The 14,711-nt window shown below is 72.2% G+C and carries 16 protein-coding genes; 8 read left to right on the top strand and 8 right to left on the bottom strand.

Annotated elements, in window-relative coordinates; all coding sequences use genetic code 11:
* Positions 1-166 precede the first annotated feature (166 nt).
* Positions 167-907 carry an SDR family oxidoreductase gene (locus tag AB0H64_RS13435; protein WP_357623531.1) on the bottom strand — a complete coding sequence of 247 codons (741 nt, stop codon included), beginning with the start codon at positions 905-907 and terminating at the stop codon, positions 167-169.
* A gap of 83 nt (positions 908-990) precedes the next feature.
* On the opposite strand from AB0H64_RS13435, the gene AB0H64_RS13430 reads away from it, so the two are divergent.
* Positions 991-1,545 (top strand): TetR/AcrR family transcriptional regulator, encoded by a 555-nt coding sequence (locus AB0H64_RS13430; protein ID WP_357623529.1) that lies wholly within the window; start codon positions 991-993, stop codon positions 1,543-1,545.
* Between the two features lie 56 nt (positions 1,546-1,601).
* Here AB0H64_RS13430 and AB0H64_RS13425 read toward each other — a convergent pair whose 3' ends face one another.
* Both AB0H64_RS13425 and AB0H64_RS13420 read right to left on the bottom strand, forming a co-directional pair.
* Positions 1,602-2,108, bottom strand: a complete 507-nt coding sequence (locus tag AB0H64_RS13425; RefSeq protein WP_357623527.1) for a carboxymuconolactone decarboxylase family protein — start codon at positions 2,106-2,108, stop codon at positions 1,602-1,604.
* A gap of 44 nt (positions 2,109-2,152) precedes the next feature.
* The gene (locus AB0H64_RS13420; RefSeq protein ID WP_357623525.1) at positions 2,153-2,518 is read right to left on the bottom strand and encodes a hypothetical protein; all 366 of its coding nucleotides are present in this window, start codon (positions 2,516-2,518) and stop codon (positions 2,153-2,155) included.
* 170 nt (positions 2,519-2,688) lie between these two features.
* Between AB0H64_RS13420 and sigJ the strand changes: the two genes are divergently transcribed.
* Positions 2,689-3,660 carry an RNA polymerase sigma factor SigJ gene (gene sigJ, locus AB0H64_RS13415; protein WP_357623523.1) on the top strand — a complete coding sequence of 324 codons (972 nt, stop codon included), beginning with the start codon at positions 2,689-2,691 and terminating at the stop codon, positions 3,658-3,660.
* A 43-nt stretch (positions 3,661-3,703) separates the two neighbouring features.
* Here the strand turns inward: sigJ and AB0H64_RS13410 are convergent, their stop codons facing one another.
* Positions 3,704-4,183 carry a PPOX class F420-dependent oxidoreductase gene (locus AB0H64_RS13410; RefSeq protein ID WP_357623522.1) on the bottom strand — a complete coding sequence of 160 codons (480 nt, stop codon included), beginning with the start codon at positions 4,181-4,183 and terminating at the stop codon, positions 3,704-3,706.
* A 146-nt stretch (positions 4,184-4,329) separates the two neighbouring features.
* Here AB0H64_RS13410 and AB0H64_RS13405 point away from each other — a divergent pair, with 146 nt between their 5' ends.
* Complete coding sequence (locus tag AB0H64_RS13405; RefSeq protein ID WP_357623520.1) at positions 4,330-5,430, top strand: PrsW family intramembrane metalloprotease; 1,101 nt, start codon at positions 4,330-4,332, stop codon at positions 5,428-5,430.
* 14 nt (positions 5,431-5,444) lie between these two features.
* Here AB0H64_RS13405 and AB0H64_RS13400 read toward each other — a convergent pair whose 3' ends face one another.
* A complete protein-coding gene (locus AB0H64_RS13400; RefSeq protein ID WP_357623518.1) occupies positions 5,445-6,779 on the bottom strand; it encodes an MFS transporter in 1,335 nt (444 codons plus the stop codon).
* 55 nt (positions 6,780-6,834) lie between these two features.
* Between AB0H64_RS13400 and AB0H64_RS13395 the strand changes: the two genes are divergently transcribed.
* Positions 6,835-7,356, top strand: coding sequence for a helix-turn-helix domain-containing protein (locus AB0H64_RS13395; protein WP_357623516.1), 522 nt, complete (start codon positions 6,835-6,837; stop codon positions 7,354-7,356).
* A 33-nt stretch (positions 7,357-7,389) separates the two neighbouring features.
* Positions 7,390-8,028, top strand: a complete 639-nt coding sequence (locus AB0H64_RS13390; RefSeq protein ID WP_357623515.1) for a pyridoxamine 5'-phosphate oxidase family protein — start codon at positions 7,390-7,392, stop codon at positions 8,026-8,028.
* Between the two features lie 14 nt (positions 8,029-8,042).
* Here the strand turns inward: AB0H64_RS13390 and AB0H64_RS13385 are convergent, their stop codons facing one another.
* Positions 8,043-8,213: a hypothetical protein gene (locus AB0H64_RS13385; RefSeq protein WP_357623513.1), complete on the bottom strand. Its 171-nt coding sequence runs from the start codon at positions 8,211-8,213 to the stop codon at positions 8,043-8,045.
* Between the two features lie 337 nt (positions 8,214-8,550).
* On the bottom strand, positions 8,551-9,048 hold the full coding sequence (locus AB0H64_RS13380; RefSeq protein WP_357623511.1) for an RICIN domain-containing protein: 498 nt from the start codon (positions 9,046-9,048) through the stop codon (positions 8,551-8,553).
* Between the two features lie 144 nt (positions 9,049-9,192).
* Here AB0H64_RS13380 and AB0H64_RS13375 point away from each other — a divergent pair, with 144 nt between their 5' ends.
* Positions 9,193-12,702 (top strand): WD40 repeat domain-containing serine/threonine protein kinase, encoded by a 3,510-nt coding sequence (locus AB0H64_RS13375; protein WP_357623510.1) that lies wholly within the window; start codon positions 9,193-9,195, stop codon positions 12,700-12,702.
* On the opposite strand, the gene AB0H64_RS13370 is transcribed toward AB0H64_RS13375, so the two are convergent.
* Entirely contained in the window at positions 12,699-13,148 is a 450-nt protein-coding gene (locus tag AB0H64_RS13370) for a hypothetical protein (RefSeq protein ID WP_357623509.1), read from the bottom strand. The two genes, AB0H64_RS13375 and AB0H64_RS13370, sit on opposite strands and share 4 nt — an antisense overlap.
* 81 nt (positions 13,149-13,229) lie before the next feature.
* On the opposite strand from AB0H64_RS13370, the gene AB0H64_RS13365 reads away from it, so the two are divergent.
* Together AB0H64_RS13365 and AB0H64_RS13360 are read left to right on the top strand one after the other, a co-directional pair.
* Complete coding sequence (locus AB0H64_RS13365; RefSeq protein WP_357623508.1) at positions 13,230-14,339, top strand: hypothetical protein; 1,110 nt, start codon at positions 13,230-13,232, stop codon at positions 14,337-14,339.
* A gap of 94 nt (positions 14,340-14,433) precedes the next feature.
* On the top strand, positions 14,434-14,685 hold the full coding sequence (locus AB0H64_RS13360) for a hypothetical protein (protein WP_357623506.1): 252 nt from the start codon (positions 14,434-14,436) through the stop codon (positions 14,683-14,685).
* The last annotated feature ends 26 nt before the right edge of the window (positions 14,686-14,711 follow it).

Below are 14,711 nucleotides of genomic sequence, written 5' to 3'. Positions count from 1 at the left end.
GCGCTGAAAGCTCCAGAGGACAGGGAACCGGACGAAGGTCCGGTTCCCTGTCCGCGTTGCCGGCAGGCCTGCTGTCGCGTGCGGTGCGACGAGTGCTGTCCAGTACGCGTGGTCTGACATGTTCCGCAGGGCAGGTCGGGGCGTCACCCAGGTCGAAGGGCCGCGGCTAGCCCTGGACGGTCGGGCGGATGGTGACTTCGCCGATCTCGACGTCGTGCGGCTGCTCGATGGCGAAGCCGATGACGCGGGCCACGGCCTCAGGGTCGAGGGCGAACGTGTTCATGTTGCGACGAACCTGCTCGCGGACCTGAACGTCGTCGATCGAGTCGACGAGTTCGGTACGGACCACGCCCGGCGAGATGGCCGTCGTACGCAGCACGCCGTCGGTCGACTCCTGCCGCAACCCCTCCAGCAGGGTGCGGACGGCGTTCTTGGTCGCCGCGTAGACCGCCTGGGTGGGCACGATCTTCAGGCCGGACGTCGACACCGTGGTCACCAGGTGGCCGTGGCCCTGCCGGCGGAACACCGGCAGGGCGGCGGCGATGCCGTTCAGCACGCCGCGGAGATTGACGTCGATCATCGCCGACCAGCCGTCGACGTCGAGGTCGGCCACGGGGCCTGTCTTGGCGATGCCGGCATTGCCCACCAGCACGTCGAGCCGGCCGAACTCCGCCACGGCCCGCCCCACGAGCCGGTCGAGGTCCTCGCGCCGGGTGACGTCCGTGGCGCAGGTGAGGACGCGTCCGCCGCGGTCGCGGATGTCCCGGGCGAGCTCGTCGAGACGTCGCGTCCGGCGCGCGCCGAGGACGACCGCAGCGCCGCGTTCGGCCAGCAGGCGCGCGGTCGCCTCCCCGATGCCGCTGCTCGCTCCGGTGATGGCGACGACCTTGCCGTCAATGGCTGTCATAGCGGACCCTCTCATGCAGACGGACACGTGTCCGCTTGCATGAGAGTACCGGACACGTGTCCGCTTAGTAAAATGAGGCCACTATGGACTCAACCCAGCGCCGGGCCGACGCCGCCGGTAATCGCGACCGGATCATCCAGGTGGCCCGGGCGGTCATCGCGAACGCGGACGAGGTCAAGCTCAACGCGATCGCCAAGCAGGCAGGGGTTGGCCAGGGCACCCTCTACCGCCACTTCCCGACCCGGGAGTCGCTGCTCGCCGAGGTCTACCGGGAGGACGTGGACGAGCTCGTGGCGGCGGCGCCGGCCCTGCTCGCCGAGCATGAGCCGCTCACCGCGCTGGCCCGCTGGTTCGATCGGGTGGTCGACTATGCGCAGGTCAAGCGCGAGGTGTTCGCCGCCGTGGAGGCGGCGGTGTGGCAGGACCTGTCCGCGCACAGCCTCGGCCCGATCGGCGCTGCGCTGACCGAACTCCTCGACGCCGGCAAGGCCGCGGGGGCCGTCCGCTCTGACGTCGACGCCCGTGACGTCATTCTGCTCATCGGTTATCTGACCCGTCTGGAACCGGACGAGTGGGACGCCAGGGCCCGGCATCTGCTCCACATCGTCCTCGACGGGCTGCGCCGTCCCGGGGAGTGACCCCCGGAGCGGCGGGCGATCGAAAGCAGCGGTCGATGTGCAGGCGGCTGCGGGCGTTACCTGCGGTAATTCTTGCCGGGGACCTTGCCGGGGATCGGCTTGGCGATGAGCGCGACGGGGATGAAGAAGAAGATCTGGCTGATCGCCAGGGTGAGTGTCCACAGCGCCTTGTCGTCGTAGTGCGCGGACGCCCTGGCGTACAGCTCGTCGGGGACCCGCTCCCCGGACGGGTTCGGGGTGAGTACGGCCTCCACGAGCTCCAGCGCGACCCGTTCGGCGTCGGTGAAGTAGGGGGCGTCCTGCCATGACGCCACGGCGGTGATGCGTTCCTCCGCCTCCGCGGCCTTGCGGAGCAGGCCCGTCTGCCGGACCGTGTGGTACGTGCTGCCGACGATCTGCCCGGCGCGCAGCTGCATCAGGTGGACGGTGGTCTGCGGGATCGAACCGTTCAGGGCGGCCTTGTTCATGGCACCGGCGATCTGTGCCATCTCGGGGAAGAGCAAGGCGGGGTCGGGCAGACGCGACTGGAGTTCGTCCTGCTCGGTCGTCGTGGACGTGGACATGGCGGGTTTCCCTTCTGGATTTCGGCGGGGGCGGCGCGCCGGCGTCAAGCAGCGACGGTCTCGTGCGTACGGCGGCCGGTCCAGACCCGGGCGAGCTGAAGGAGGCTCATACCGAACATCAGGACCCCCAACGGGAGGTGCACGGTCTTCAGGCCCGCGATGCCCAGCGCTATCTGCGCCAGCGTGAGCCCGAAGAAGACGACCGCGTACAGGATGGGCCTGGGCGAGCCGCCGCCCGGCCGCCACGCCAGGACCGCGGCGAGCACGTGTACCAGCGACACGGTGAACACCCCGTACGCCGAGACACTGTGCAGGGCACGTCCGCTGGGCGCGGACAGCAACAGTCCGGCGGTGATGGGCGCGGAGAAGACGGCCAAGGTTTGCAGGATGATGGCGACACGCAAAAACATGAAACTGCCCTTCTGGATCTCACCGGTGGTCTGAGGCTTGTGACCCGGTGTCTCACTTATCCGACGACACAGCGGACGGGAACGTGAGGTGCGGTATCGATCTCACGTCCCGCGGCGTTGTCTCGTCGGAACAGTGAGGGCAGCTGCGACAGAGGGAAGTCGGCGACACCATGGGCACCACCGCATCCGGGGCAGGAGACGGCCGGTTCGATCCGAGCCTGAGCGCGATCATGGGCGAGCGGCGTCAGCTGATCAATCTCGCCTACCGCCTCCTCGGCTCCCTGGCCGACGCCGAGGACGTCGTGCAGGAGACGTACGCCCGCTGGTACGCCATGTCCCGGCAGCAGCAGGACGCCATCGCGGCACCCGGCGCCTGGCTGACGACGGTCGCCACCCGCATCTGCCTCGACCTGCTCGGCTCGGCACGGGCCCGGCGCGAGAACTACGTGGGCGAATGGATTCCCGAGCCGCTGCCCGACCGCACGGAGTGGGTCGCCGGGATGTCGGACGGCACCACGGTCGACCCGGTCGACCGGGTCACTCTCGACGAGTCGGTCAGCATGGCCTTCCTGGTCGTGCTCGAAGCGATGACCCCGGCCGAGCGCGTCGCGTTCGTCCTGCACGACGTCTTCCGCTACTCCTTCGCCGAGGTGGCGGAGATGGTGGGCCGCAGCCCGGAGGCCTGCCGGCAGCTCGCCTCGTCGGCCCGGCGTCGCATCCGCGCGTCGCAGGCACCCGGGACCCCGGCCGCGCGGCAGGACGGCATCGTCCGGAACTTCAGGCAGGCATGGGAGGCCAAGGACATCGACGCTCTCGTCGGCCTCCTCGACCCCGGCGCCACGATGATCGCCGACGGAGGCGGCCTGGTCCGCACCGTGCTGCGCCCGATCGAGGGCGGCGACCGGATCGCCCGCTACCTCGTCGACATGGCCGGCTGGGCGCCCGGCCTGGTGCTCCTGGAGCGCACGGTCAACGGGCAGCCCGGCCTGGTGGCGCAGCACGACGGCGTCACCGTGACGGTGGCGGCGTTCGACGTCGCGGACGACCGGATCACGCGCATCTGGGCGGTACGCAACCCCGAGAAGCTCCGGCCGTGGACGGCCGGCCACAGCACCTCGGCCGGCGAGCCTCACAGAACGTGAGGGGCGGCAGGTCACGCGGCGACACCCACCGCGTCACCCCCGGTCAGCCCGCGACGGGCAGCGCGGTCCCGTACAGCCGCGACACCCGCAGCCGGATCACCATGCGCCGATCGGCCACCATCTGGCGCAGGAACGCCTCCTCCCGCGCCGGGTCGGCGAGGCCCCCCGCCATCGCGAGCAGCTCCAGGCCGACCTCGTCGCCCGGCTCGGCGCTGACCGGGGACAGCTCGGCCTTGCCCTCGGCGACCGCGAAGGACCAGAAGTCGTCGCTGGTCACGTAGAGGGAGCCGCGCGGGTCGCGCTGGAGCTGGCGGACCTTGAGCCGGTCGGCGATCGTCGAGATCCGCGCCACGCGCTGCTCGGCGTCCCAGCTGTAGACGACCGTGGACAGGTGGGGCACCCCGCTGCTCCGGGTGGTGGCCAGCGCGCCGAAGCGCTGCCCGGCGATCAGGTTGGAAAGCTCCTCCTCCGGCAGTGAGACGGGTGCCGGTCCGGCGCCAGGTCCATAGCTTTCATCAGCCATATGGTGATTCCTCCTTGTTGTGGGGAACCCTACCGCCGCAGCCCCCGCCCGGTCGCCGAGCGCCCGACCACCCCGTCAAGCGACTGTCAAGCGTTCGTCGACATCGGGCGCCCATAGTGGGACCCCGAGCGAAGAGAGGCGTGACGATGACAGTCCCCCTGCGCCCTCCCCTGCTGGTCCAGCGGCGGCCCAGCAAGGTCCTGCTGATCGGCCTGGTCCTCTCCAGCGCGCTGGCGCTGGTCGTGCTCGCCGTCCTGCTGCGCAGCGGCGGGCCGGTCGGGTTCGGGCTGTCGCTGCTGCTGGCGCTCGCGCCGCTGCCCGTGCTGCTCGCCGCCGTCCTCTCACTCGACCGGCTGGAGCCGGAGCCGAAGCTGCACCTCGCGTTCGCGTTCGCGTGGGGCGCCGGCGTGGCGATCGTGCTCGGCGTGGCGCTCACCCTGGCCGGGCAGGCGCTGTTCAGCAGCGCGGGGTACGGCGCGCAGGTCGTCGACGCCATGGGCACCGTGTTCCTCGCCCCCGTGATCGAGGAGGCGCTGAAGGGGTCGGCGCTGCTGCTCCTCCTGCGCCGCCGCCGGGAGATCGACGGGCTGACCGACGGCATCGTGTACGCCTCGATGGCCGGGCTGGGCTTCGCGGCCGTGGAGAACGTCGGCTACTACCTGAGCGCCTTCATGCAGAGCGGCGTGGACGCGACCGTGCAGCTCTTCGTCATGCGCGGGCTGATCGACCCGCTCGGCCACCCCGTCTACACCTCGATGATCGGGCTGGGCGTCGCCTACGCCCTCACCCGGCGCGGCCCCGCCCGGTACGCCATGATCCCGCTCGGCTACCTGGCCGCGGTCGTGCTGCACGGGTTGTGGAACGGCACCGCCTCGCTCAGGTCGCTCGGCTGGCTCGCCACGGCGTACCTGGTGATCATGGCGGCGCTGGTCCTGCTCGTCGTCGTCACCGTGCTGGAGCGGCGGCAGTTCCTCGCCAGGATGGGCGCCTACCTGCCCGCCTACCGGTACACGGGGCTGGTCACCCCGCCGGACCTGGCGATGCTCGGCTCGCTGGCCGGACGCAGGCGCGCCCGCCAGTGGGCCGGCCGCGCCGGACTAGGGCGGGCCATGAGCGACTACCAGCACGCGGCGACCGAGCTGACCATGCTGCACCTGCGCGCCGAGCGGGAGGGCATGGAGCCGGTCAGGTTCGCCGCGGAGCGGGACGCGCTGCTCGGCGTCATGGCGAACGCCCGCCGCTGGTAGGTCCGTTCCCCGTCTCAGGCGCGGGTGAGCAGCGCGGCCACGGCCGTGGCCGCCGTCAGCACGACGCACCCCGCCACGGCCACCGTCCCGCCCGATCCCGTTCCGAGCTGCCCGACGGCCGCCGCCACCCCGGCCGCGCCCAGCGAGCTGCCCACGTAGCGGGCCGTGTTGTTGGCCCCCGACCCCATGCTGACCCGGTGCGCCGGCACGCTCTCGATGGCCAGATGGGTGATCGAGGAGTTGACCAGCCCCGACCCGATCCCGCTGACCACGAGTCCCGCCACCACCGGGACCAGCGAGCCGTCCGAGCCCACGCCGAGCAGCCCGGTGAAGCCCGCCGCGCTGAGCGCGAGACCGAGCGCGAAGCGCCCCGCCGTGCGCAGCCGTAGGTGCCTGGACAGCAGGGAGACCACGAACGACAGCGACGACCAGAGCCCGAACAGCAGCCCGGTCTCCATCGGGGTGAGCCCGCGCGCCTGCTGGAGCACGCTCGGCAGGTAACTCAGCAGCCCGACGATCGCCGCCCCGACGACGAGCGCGCCCCCGGTCGCCACGAGGAAGGCCGGCCGCCGGAACAACTCCAGGTCGAGCAGCGGGTCCGGCCGCCCGCGCTCGGCCGCCACGAACGCGACTCCCAGCGCCACCGCCACCGCGAAGGCCGTCAGGACCACCGGCCGCCCCCACCCGAGCCTGCTCTCGGTCACCCCGGCCACCAGCGCGGCCACGCCCACGCTGAGCAGCGCCACGCCCGGCACGTCGAAGCGCCGCGGCGCGGGGGAGCGCGACTCCTCCAGCACCCGGGCGGAGACCGCCATCAGCGCCAGCGCGCACCCGGCCACCAGCCAGTACGCGGCCCGCCAGCTCGCCACCGAGGCCAGCGCCCCGGACACCAGCGGCCCCACGGCGGTGCCGAGCCCGATCATCGCGCCGTACCGCCCGGTGGCCCGCAACCGCTCCGGGCCGGACGGGTAGGCGTGCCCGACCAGCCCGAGGCTGGCGGCCAGCATCGCGGCGCTCGCCGCGCCCTGCGCGAAGCGCGCCGCCACGAACACCGGCACGGCCGTGGCCAGCGCCGTCACCACGCTCGCCGCGGCGAGCACGCCGGTGCCGATGACCAGCACCCGCTTGCGCCCGTGGTCGTCGGCCAGCCCTCCGGACACCAGCAGCACCGAGGACAACCCGAGCGCGATCGAGCCGAGGATCCACACCGGCCCGGTCGGCCCCGCGCCGAGCGCCCGTGCGGTGTCGGGCAGCGTGACCATCGGAACGGTGTAGTTCGTCAGCACCAGCAAGGGGGCGAGCGAGGCCACGGCGGGCGCCAGCCGGGGCCGTACAGTCGGTTCAGTCATTGAACTCATGGCGGGCACGGTACCACGGTTCAATGAATGAACTAAGATGGGCCCCATGGCGCTCGGCAAGAACTACAACGGCCAGGACTGCTCCCTGGCCAGGGTCCTGGAGCTGGTCGGCGAGCGGTGGACCATGCTGGTGGTCCGCGACGCGCTCTACGGCGTGCGCCGCTACGGCGACTTCCTCGCCCATCTCGACATCCCGCGGGCCGTGCTGTCACAGCGGCTGGCCGCCCTGGTCGACGCCGGCGTGCTCGAACGGCGGCGCTACCAGGACACGCCGCCCCGCGACGAGTACGTGCCGACCCCGATGGGCCGCGAGCTCTGGCAGCCCGTGCTGGCCCTGGGCCAGTGGGGCGAGCGCCACCTCACCCGCAACGGCGCCCGCCGGCTGTACTTCCACGTGGACTGCGGCGCCCGCATCGACGCCTTCTCCTCCTGCACCGGCTGCGGGGCGCCGCACCTCCCGCCCGAGCAGATCGAGGTACGCCCCGGGCCCGGCCTGGAGGACGGTCGCGGCGATCCGGTCAGCGTGGCGCTGCGCGCACCCCACAGACTGCTGGAGCCGCTCCCATGAAAAGATTTCCCCGGACCCCCGAAGGGAGATCGCATGAACTGGGTCGAGATCGACTCCGAGTCCGAGCTGCGGGAGGTGCTGGGCGACATCATGCCCCGTGCCGTCACCAAGGAGCGGGTGCGCCTGCACGAGCGTGACCGGCAGTGGCTGGCCGCCTCGCCGTTCTGCCTGATCGCCACCTCCGGCGCCGACGGGAGCTGCGACGTCTCACCCAAGGGCGATCCGGCCGGATTCGTCCGCGTCCTCGACGACACCACGATCGCCATCCCGGACCGGCCCGGCAACCGCCGCGCCGACGGCTTCCGCAACATCCTGACCAACCCCAACGTCGGGCTGATCTCCATGATCCCCGGCCGCAACGAGACCCTGCGGATCAACGGCCGCGCCCGGCTCGTCCGCGAGGCGCCGTTCCTCGACGAGATGGTCGTCAAGGACCACCGGCCGCAGCTGGCCCTCGTGGTCGAGATCGACCAGATCTTCTTCCACTGCCCCAAGGCGTTCCTGCGCTCGTCGCTGTGGAAGCCCGACGCCTGGAAGCCCGACACGCTGCCCTCGCACGCCCGGCTCATCAAGGACGTGCAGGTGGTCGAGGAGTCGGTCGAGCAGCTGGAGCAGTACTACGGCGAGTCCTACGCCAAGAGGCTCTACGGCGGCGCCGAGCCCCGGCCCTGACCGGGAGCCCCCGGCTAGGCGGCCGGGGTCGGGCCGCCGGGGAAGCGGATCACGTTGCGGCCGGCGTAGGCGCGCAGGTCCACGACCTTCGGATCGGGCGGCGCCGGCCTGCGCCGGTCCACCGTGCGAATGTCTTGCACCTTGTGCCTGATGACGTGCGGCGGCACCACCGCTAGCCTCTTCACCGCGAGCCCCCCGTGATGTTCCTGTTATCTAATTTAACTACAGAAACACCCGTAAGCACGGTGTAAGAAACGGTTCGGCGGGGAAATCCTTCGCCGATCCGGACGCGATCCTCGGTTTTCGATCAGTAGGGGAGCCGGCGACCCGAGGGGGAGCGCAGGTCCAGGCCCGCGTTGGGATCCGGACGTGGTCTCGTCGGCCTGACGATCGTGACGCGTCTCATGGTGTGCCCCTCCCGGCGCCCGGCCGTACGAGCGCCGCGCGTGCGCGGCCGGCGGGCGCGGGGACCCGCCATGCCGGACAACCTAACGCGGGGTTACCTGCGCTTTCAATGGATTTCTACCGCTGAAGCCACACCTGGTCGGTCTGTCCGCCGCACGGCCACTGGATGACGACCTTGCCCTTGCGCCGCTCCGCCTTGCCGACGGCCAGGCACATGCCCGTGGCCCGGTTGCGCAGGCGCTGCATGTCGTCGTGGATCCACTTCTGCTCCGCGCCGCCGTCGGTGCACGGCCACTGGACCACGCCCTCGGCCTTCCGCGGTGAGGCGTGCGGGATCGCCAGGCACATGCCGGTCTTGGCGTTCGTGAGCCGGCCGTGGCGGTAAATCCACTTCTGGTCCTTGTTGTCCGAGCACGGCCACTGGATGACCTTCTTGCCCGCCCGGACCTCGCTGCGGCCGACCGCCAGGCACATCCCGGTGGCGGCGTTCGTGAGCCGGGATGCGCCGGCCGTCGTGGCGGAACCGGCCGTCGCGGCGGCGGGAACGGCGGCGAGGGACAGAGCGGTGGCCGCCGCCGCGGTGAGGGCCAGGACGCGCCGAGGGAAAGCGATCACGATCGGTTCCTTTCGGGATGTTCGTGAGGAACATGACGATCGTGAGATGCATCCCGGCCCGGTTTGGTTGGGATCTTCCCTCAGGCGCGGGACAACCGCCCGGAATGTGACAACCCCGGTGGACGACCCGGCATCCAACCCCTTGTGGAAACGCTCAGCGCGGGGGATCCGCAGCATGTCGGCCCGTACTGGCTGGCCGGACGGCTCGGCGCCGGCGGCCAGGGAGTCGTCTACGAGGCGTACGACGCCGAGGGACGGCGGGTCGCTCTCAAGGTGCTCCACCCGGGGGGAGACGGCGGCGGGAACGGCACGACCGGCCGGCTGGCCAAGGAGGCGACCGCCGCGCGCCGCGTGGCCTCGTTCTGCACCGCCAGGGTGCTGGCCGCCGACCTCGACGGCAGCCGGCCGTACATCGTGTCGGAGTACGTCCCCGGCCCGAGCCTGCGGCAGGCCGTGAACGGCGGGCGACTGTTCACGGGCGACGACCTGCACCGTCTCGCCACGGCGGTCGCCACCGCGCTCACCGCGATCCACGACGCGGGCGTCATCCACCGCGACCTCAAGCCCGACAACGTGCTCCTCGGGCCGGACGGCCCCCGCGTCATCGACTTCGGCATCGCCCGGACCCTCGACATGTCCCTGACCAGGACGGGCGAGGTGGCGGGCACGCCCAGCTACCTCGCGCCCGAGGTGTTCACCGGGCAGCGGGCCGGCGCCTCCGCCGACGTGTTCGCCTGGGGCGCGACCATGGTCTTCGCGGCCACCGGGCAGGACCCGTTCCACGCCGACAACCTCGGCGGCGTCATGCACCGCGTGCTCTCCCACCACCCCGACCTGACCGCCCTGCCCCCCGGGCTCCGCCCCCTCGTCGCCGCGGCCCTGCGCAAGGAGCCCACCGCCCGGCCCGCCGCCCGTGACCTGCTGCTGGCGCTGGTCAGCGGCGACGCCGCCGACACCGGCGGGCTGCTGGCGGAGGGCAGCCGCGCCGCCCGGGGCGTGGCCGGCTCCGACCGCGACGACCCCGCCCTCGGCACGATCGCCGAGGACGCCTACGGCTCACTCGGACCGGACGAGCGGGACGTGGCGGCCGAGGTGTTCCTGCGGCTGGTCGCCGTGGGAGACGACGGCCGGGAGAGCGGCCGGACGGCCTCGCACGACGAGCTGTTCGAGGGACGCCCGGAGGCGGAGGCCGAGGCGGTGCGCCGGGTGCTGCGCGCCTTCTCGTACGTCGTCTCCTCGGACGGTACGTCGGTGGAGCTGTCCCGGCCGGCGCTGCTGCGCGCCTGGCCCCGGCTGCGCATGTGGGTGGACGCCGACCGCGACGGCCTGGCCGTGCTCGGCGAGATCACCCGGGCGGCCCGGCACTGGGCCGAGCACGGCCGGCGCGACGCCGACCTGCTCCAGGGCAGCCGCCTGGAGCAGGCGCTGCGGTGGGCCGCCACCAGCCGCCGGCACGTGACACTGACCCCGCGCGAGCGCGACTACCTCCAGGCCGGCACCGACCTGACCCGGCGGCGCACCAGGCGACGGCGGCTGACCACGATCGCGCTGGCCGGGATGCTGGCGGTCGCGCTGGTGGCGGCCGGCGCGGCGGTGTGGCAGGGACAGCAGACGGCCAGGCAGCGCGACATCGCCGTCGCCAAGCAGGTGGCGGCCGAGGCGGACCGGATGCGCACCACCGACCCGGTCACCGCGATGCGGCTGAGCGTCGCGGCGTGGAGGCTGTCCCCGCAGCCGGAGGCCCGCAGCAGCCTGTTCTCGTCCCTCCAGCAGCAGGAGACGGCGGTGTTCCGCGACCCGCCCGTTCAGGGCGTGGCCTACCGGGCGCTCAGCCGTGACGGCCGGACGCTGGTGAGCGTCAGCAAGCAGGGGGTGAACGTCTACGACGTCCGGACGGGCCGGCGGACCGGCGGCTGGAGCGGGCTGGACCTCCACGGCGCGATCGTCGACGGTCCGGGGCTCAGCCGGAGCGGCCGCCTGCTGGCTCAGGCCACGCAGGATGAGCTCGGCGTCTGGGACCTCACCACCGGTCGCCGGCTCCTCAGGGAGAAGCTGGGGGAGGCGAGCGGTGGCTTCTACCCGCTGTTCAGCGAGCACGAGACGACCATGCTGTTGGTCTACTTCGACGGCCTCGCCCATGTGCGGAACCTCGTGACAGGCAGGACTTTCGGCAAGGCGGTCACCTTGGAGGATCATTCCGAGGCGCAGCCCAATGATCTGCTCGTGGACCCGACGGGCCGGCACATGCTGGTCACGGAAGGGCGGTTCGACGCGCTGTCGCTGCCAGACTGGAGGCGGGAACGGCCCTACCCCGCCTGTCGCGAGCAGTCCGCCGTAGCCGCCTTCAGCCCGGACGGCAGGACCCTGGCCTGCGGACGTGACGGAATCGTCCTGCTGGACGCCGCGTCCGGGCGGGTGCGGGTCAAGGACGAAGACTGGTCCTGCGAGCTCTGCGATGGCCCGTTGGCCCAGATGCGCCTGGACGACCGGAACGTCGCCGTCTTCGCCCGACGCGACCTGCAGGTGTGGCGAATAGCCGATCACAAGGAGGTGCTCAACTACCGTGCCGAGGGCGACCTGACCGACGTGCGCCTCGACCCCGATGGCAGGACTCTGCGTTACCTCATGGACGATGTCGTCGTGAGCGTGGACCTGACCTCCCGGGTGGCGTCCACGCGGGTGAGCGAGGACGCCGAGATCCGGTTCAGCCCGACCGGGCGATGGGCCACGGTCGCCGACTATGAGGCGACGCGCCTCCGGGTCATGGACCTCCGGACACATCGGACCGTCGCCACGTTCGCCAAGAGCCCCGAGGCGCAGTCCGTGGCGCCGGGCTTCGACGAGCCGCGCGAGCGCATGGTTCTGGCGGAGTCGGACGGCAAGGTCAGACTCATCGATCTGAGGACGTTGCGGCAGGTGTGGGCGGTACGGACGCCGAAGCTCAACAACCCCGATCAGGTGCAGTTCACCGCCGACGGCAAGGAAGTCGTCATGTCGATGGACCCACAGGCGCAGATGGGCGACTTCCGCGTGATGGTCTACGACGCTGCCACCGGACGCACCCTGCACGACTTCGCCACGGCGGAGCGCGGCGGCCCGCTGACCAAGGACGGCAGGGCGCTCGTCACCGGCAGCGGCAGGGTTCTCGACCTGGCGACGGGCCGGCCGTCCGGCAACGGGTTCGACCTGTCCGCGTCGAGCTACCGCCCTGCGCTGAGCAGCAGGGCCGTCATCGCGATCGGTCAGGACGACACCGGACGCATCGCCCTGTGGGACGCCGCCGGCTCCCAGGGGCCCATGCCGATCCGCCCCACCCTGCCCAGAGCGGCCGGCTCGGTCGCCCTGCTGGCCTTCTCACCCGACGGCGGCACCCTGGCCACCCTGACGAACAACGGGAAGATCCAGCTCTGGGACCTCGGCGGCAGACGCAGGCTCGGCGGCTCCTTCGACGTCCACACCATCCAGGAGCCGGACGCGCTCATCTTCAGTGCCGACGGCCGCACCCTGTACGCCGCCGTGGACGGCCGCATCCACGAGGTGCCGGTGGACCCGGAGCAGGTGGCGGCGGCCGTGTGCCGGCGCGCCGGTGCCACCCTGTCCGAGCGGGACTGGGCCCGCTACCTGCCGGACGTCCCGTACCGGAGGGTCTGCTAGCCCTTGCAGTTGCCCCAGGAGGTGCGGCCGCCCCACGCCTCGACGCGGTTGTCGGGGGTACGGGTCCAGCCCTCGTACTTCACGCACTTCCAGCTGCCGTCCACGTGCCCGGTCTCGGCGTAGAACCGGTACTTCTGCACGTCCTCCGACCGGCCGCCGCCCCGCACCTCCAGACTGGCGCCGGTCAGCGTGCGGGTGCCGGTGTAGCGCGTCTTGATCGCGGCCACGCAGTTCTCGCCGCTGCTCTTGCTGTACATGAGATAGACGTGCCCGAGCACCCGGCCGTCGCGCGTCCTCATGGCCCGGTGGCCGTCCTTGACCTGATGGAATCCGGACCCGCACACGCGCTCGGGCGTGTAGGCCGCCGACGCGGCAGAGGCGGAGGCGGGGACGGCGGCGATCCCGGCGGCGACGAGGCCGACCGCGACGATCGTACGCTTGAGCACAAGGTTCCCTTCGTCGAACAACATCGTCGATCTTTACCATGGCATGACTGCGGTGCGGGGGGATTCGTGAAATATCGGGGTTTGCCGCTCATCCTGGTCTGCGCGGCCTGGGGCATGTTCTGGGGCGCCTGGTCGGCCCTGCTGCCCGCCCTGAAGGACCAGCTCGGAGCCTCGACCGCGGACCTCGGGCTGGCGCTGACGGCGGTGCCGGTCGGGGCGATCCCGGCGATGGCCATGACCGGGCGGCTGGCCCGCGGGCGCGAGGGTGACGCCCTCCTCCTCGCCTGCGCCGCCTTCGGGCTGAGCGCCGCCGCGATCGGATGGACGTCGTCGCCGGTGACGTTCGGCGCGGTCCTGCTGGTGCTGGGGGCGGCCAGCGGCGCACTCGACGTCGCCCTCAACCTGACCACGGGACGGGTGGAGCGGGAGAGCGGGCGCCGGCTGTTCCAGCCGGTCCACGCGGCCTTCCCCGTCGCGGTCATCGTGGCCGCCCCCGCCACCGGCCTGGCCCGCCAGCTCGGCCTCGGCACCACGGCGGTGCTCGCCGTGCTGGGCGCCCTCGTGCTCGCCGCCTCGGCCGCGCTGCTCCGGCTGCCCCTCGGCCGCGGCGCCGTCCCCGGGGACGGCGCCGGCGGGCGGCGGCACTGGGGCGCGGCGGCCCTGCTCGGCGGGCTGACGGCGTGCGCCCTGGTCATCGAGAACGCGGTGGAGCAGTGGTCGGTGCTGCTGCTGGAGGAGCACCGTGCCGCCTCGGCCCTGGTGGCGAGCGCTGCGCCGGCGGTGTACATGGGGGCGCTCACGGCCGGCCGCCTGGTCGCGCAGGCGCTGCCCGGCCTGCGGCTGCGCCCCCTTTACCTGGTGGCCGGCCTGGGCGGGGGCACGGGGATCGCCCTCGCCGGCTGGGGCGGCGGCACGGGTGCGGGGCCCTGGGCGGTGCCGATCTCACTGGCCGGGTTCGCTCTGGCCGGGCTCGCCCTGGGGCCGCTGGTGCCGGCCGTCCTCAGCCGGGCCGCCGCCCGGGACCCGAGCGGCGCGCTCGTGTCGGGCGTCTCCGTCGTGTCGTACACCGCGTTCGTCATCAGCCCGCCGCTCGTGGCGGCGCTGGCGGCCGGGCTCGGCCTGCCGGCCGCCCTCTCGGCCCTCGGCCTGCTCGCGCTTCCCCTGCTCGCACGGGCCGTCCTGTCCCGTTGACACCTCTCCGGAAAATGGCCGGCTCTTGGGGCAACAGTGGCGGCCGACCGGGTATGTCCCTCCGGCGTACCGGTGACAGCACGAGGGGGACACCATGGCCGTCTGCGAGACGTGCGGGAACGACTACGACATGTCCTTCGAGGTCCACGCCCAGGGAGCCGTGCACACCTTCGACTCCTTCCAGTGCGCGATCCAGGCCATGGCGCCGATCTGCGAGCACTGCGGCACCCGCGTCATCGGGCACGGCGTCCAGTCGGGCAAGAACTGGTACTGCTGCGCCCACTGCGCCCGCCAGGAGGGCAGCGACGGCCTCGTTGACCGGGTGATGGCCGGCATGTCCGGCTGAACCCTCATGGCGTGAACCGCCCACCA

It is taken from the genome of Nonomuraea sp. NPDC050733 (assembly GCF_040654215.1).
Classification (GTDB): Bacteria; Actinomycetota; Actinomycetes; order Streptosporangiales; family Streptosporangiaceae; genus Nonomuraea.
The sequence above is the reverse complement of the archived record's forward strand: the minus strand, read 5'-3'. Positions and strand labels throughout refer to the sequence as shown.

Excerpts from the sequence above, each read along its gene's own strand:
- AB0H64_RS13435 (WP_357623531.1), bottom strand. The coding sequence starts at position 907 with ATGACAGCCATTGACGGCAAGGTCGTCGCCATCACCGGAGCGAGCAGC.
- AB0H64_RS13430 (WP_357623529.1), top strand. The coding sequence starts at position 991 with ATGGACTCAACCCAGCGCCGGGCCGACGCCGCCGGTAATCGCGACCGG.
- AB0H64_RS13425 (WP_357623527.1), bottom strand. The coding sequence starts at position 2,108 with ATGTCCACGTCCACGACGACCGAGCAGGACGAACTCCAGTCGCGTCTG.
- AB0H64_RS13420 (WP_357623525.1), bottom strand. The coding sequence starts at position 2,518 with ATGTTTTTGCGTGTCGCCATCATCCTGCAAACCTTGGCCGTCTTCTCC.
- sigJ (WP_357623523.1), top strand. The coding sequence starts at position 2,689 with ATGGGCACCACCGCATCCGGGGCAGGAGACGGCCGGTTCGATCCGAGC.
- AB0H64_RS13410 (WP_357623522.1), bottom strand. The coding sequence starts at position 4,183 with ATGGCTGATGAAAGCTATGGACCTGGCGCCGGACCGGCACCCGTCTCA.
- AB0H64_RS13405 (WP_357623520.1), top strand. The coding sequence starts at position 4,330 with ATGACAGTCCCCCTGCGCCCTCCCCTGCTGGTCCAGCGGCGGCCCAGC.
- AB0H64_RS13400 (WP_357623518.1), bottom strand. The coding sequence starts at position 6,779 with ATGACTGAACCGACTGTACGGCCCCGGCTGGCGCCCGCCGTGGCCTCG.
- AB0H64_RS13395 (WP_357623516.1), top strand. The coding sequence starts at position 6,835 with ATGGCGCTCGGCAAGAACTACAACGGCCAGGACTGCTCCCTGGCCAGG.
- AB0H64_RS13390 (WP_357623515.1), top strand. The coding sequence starts at position 7,390 with ATGAACTGGGTCGAGATCGACTCCGAGTCCGAGCTGCGGGAGGTGCTG.
- AB0H64_RS13360 (WP_357623506.1), top strand. The coding sequence starts at position 14,434 with ATGGCCGTCTGCGAGACGTGCGGGAACGACTACGACATGTCCTTCGAG.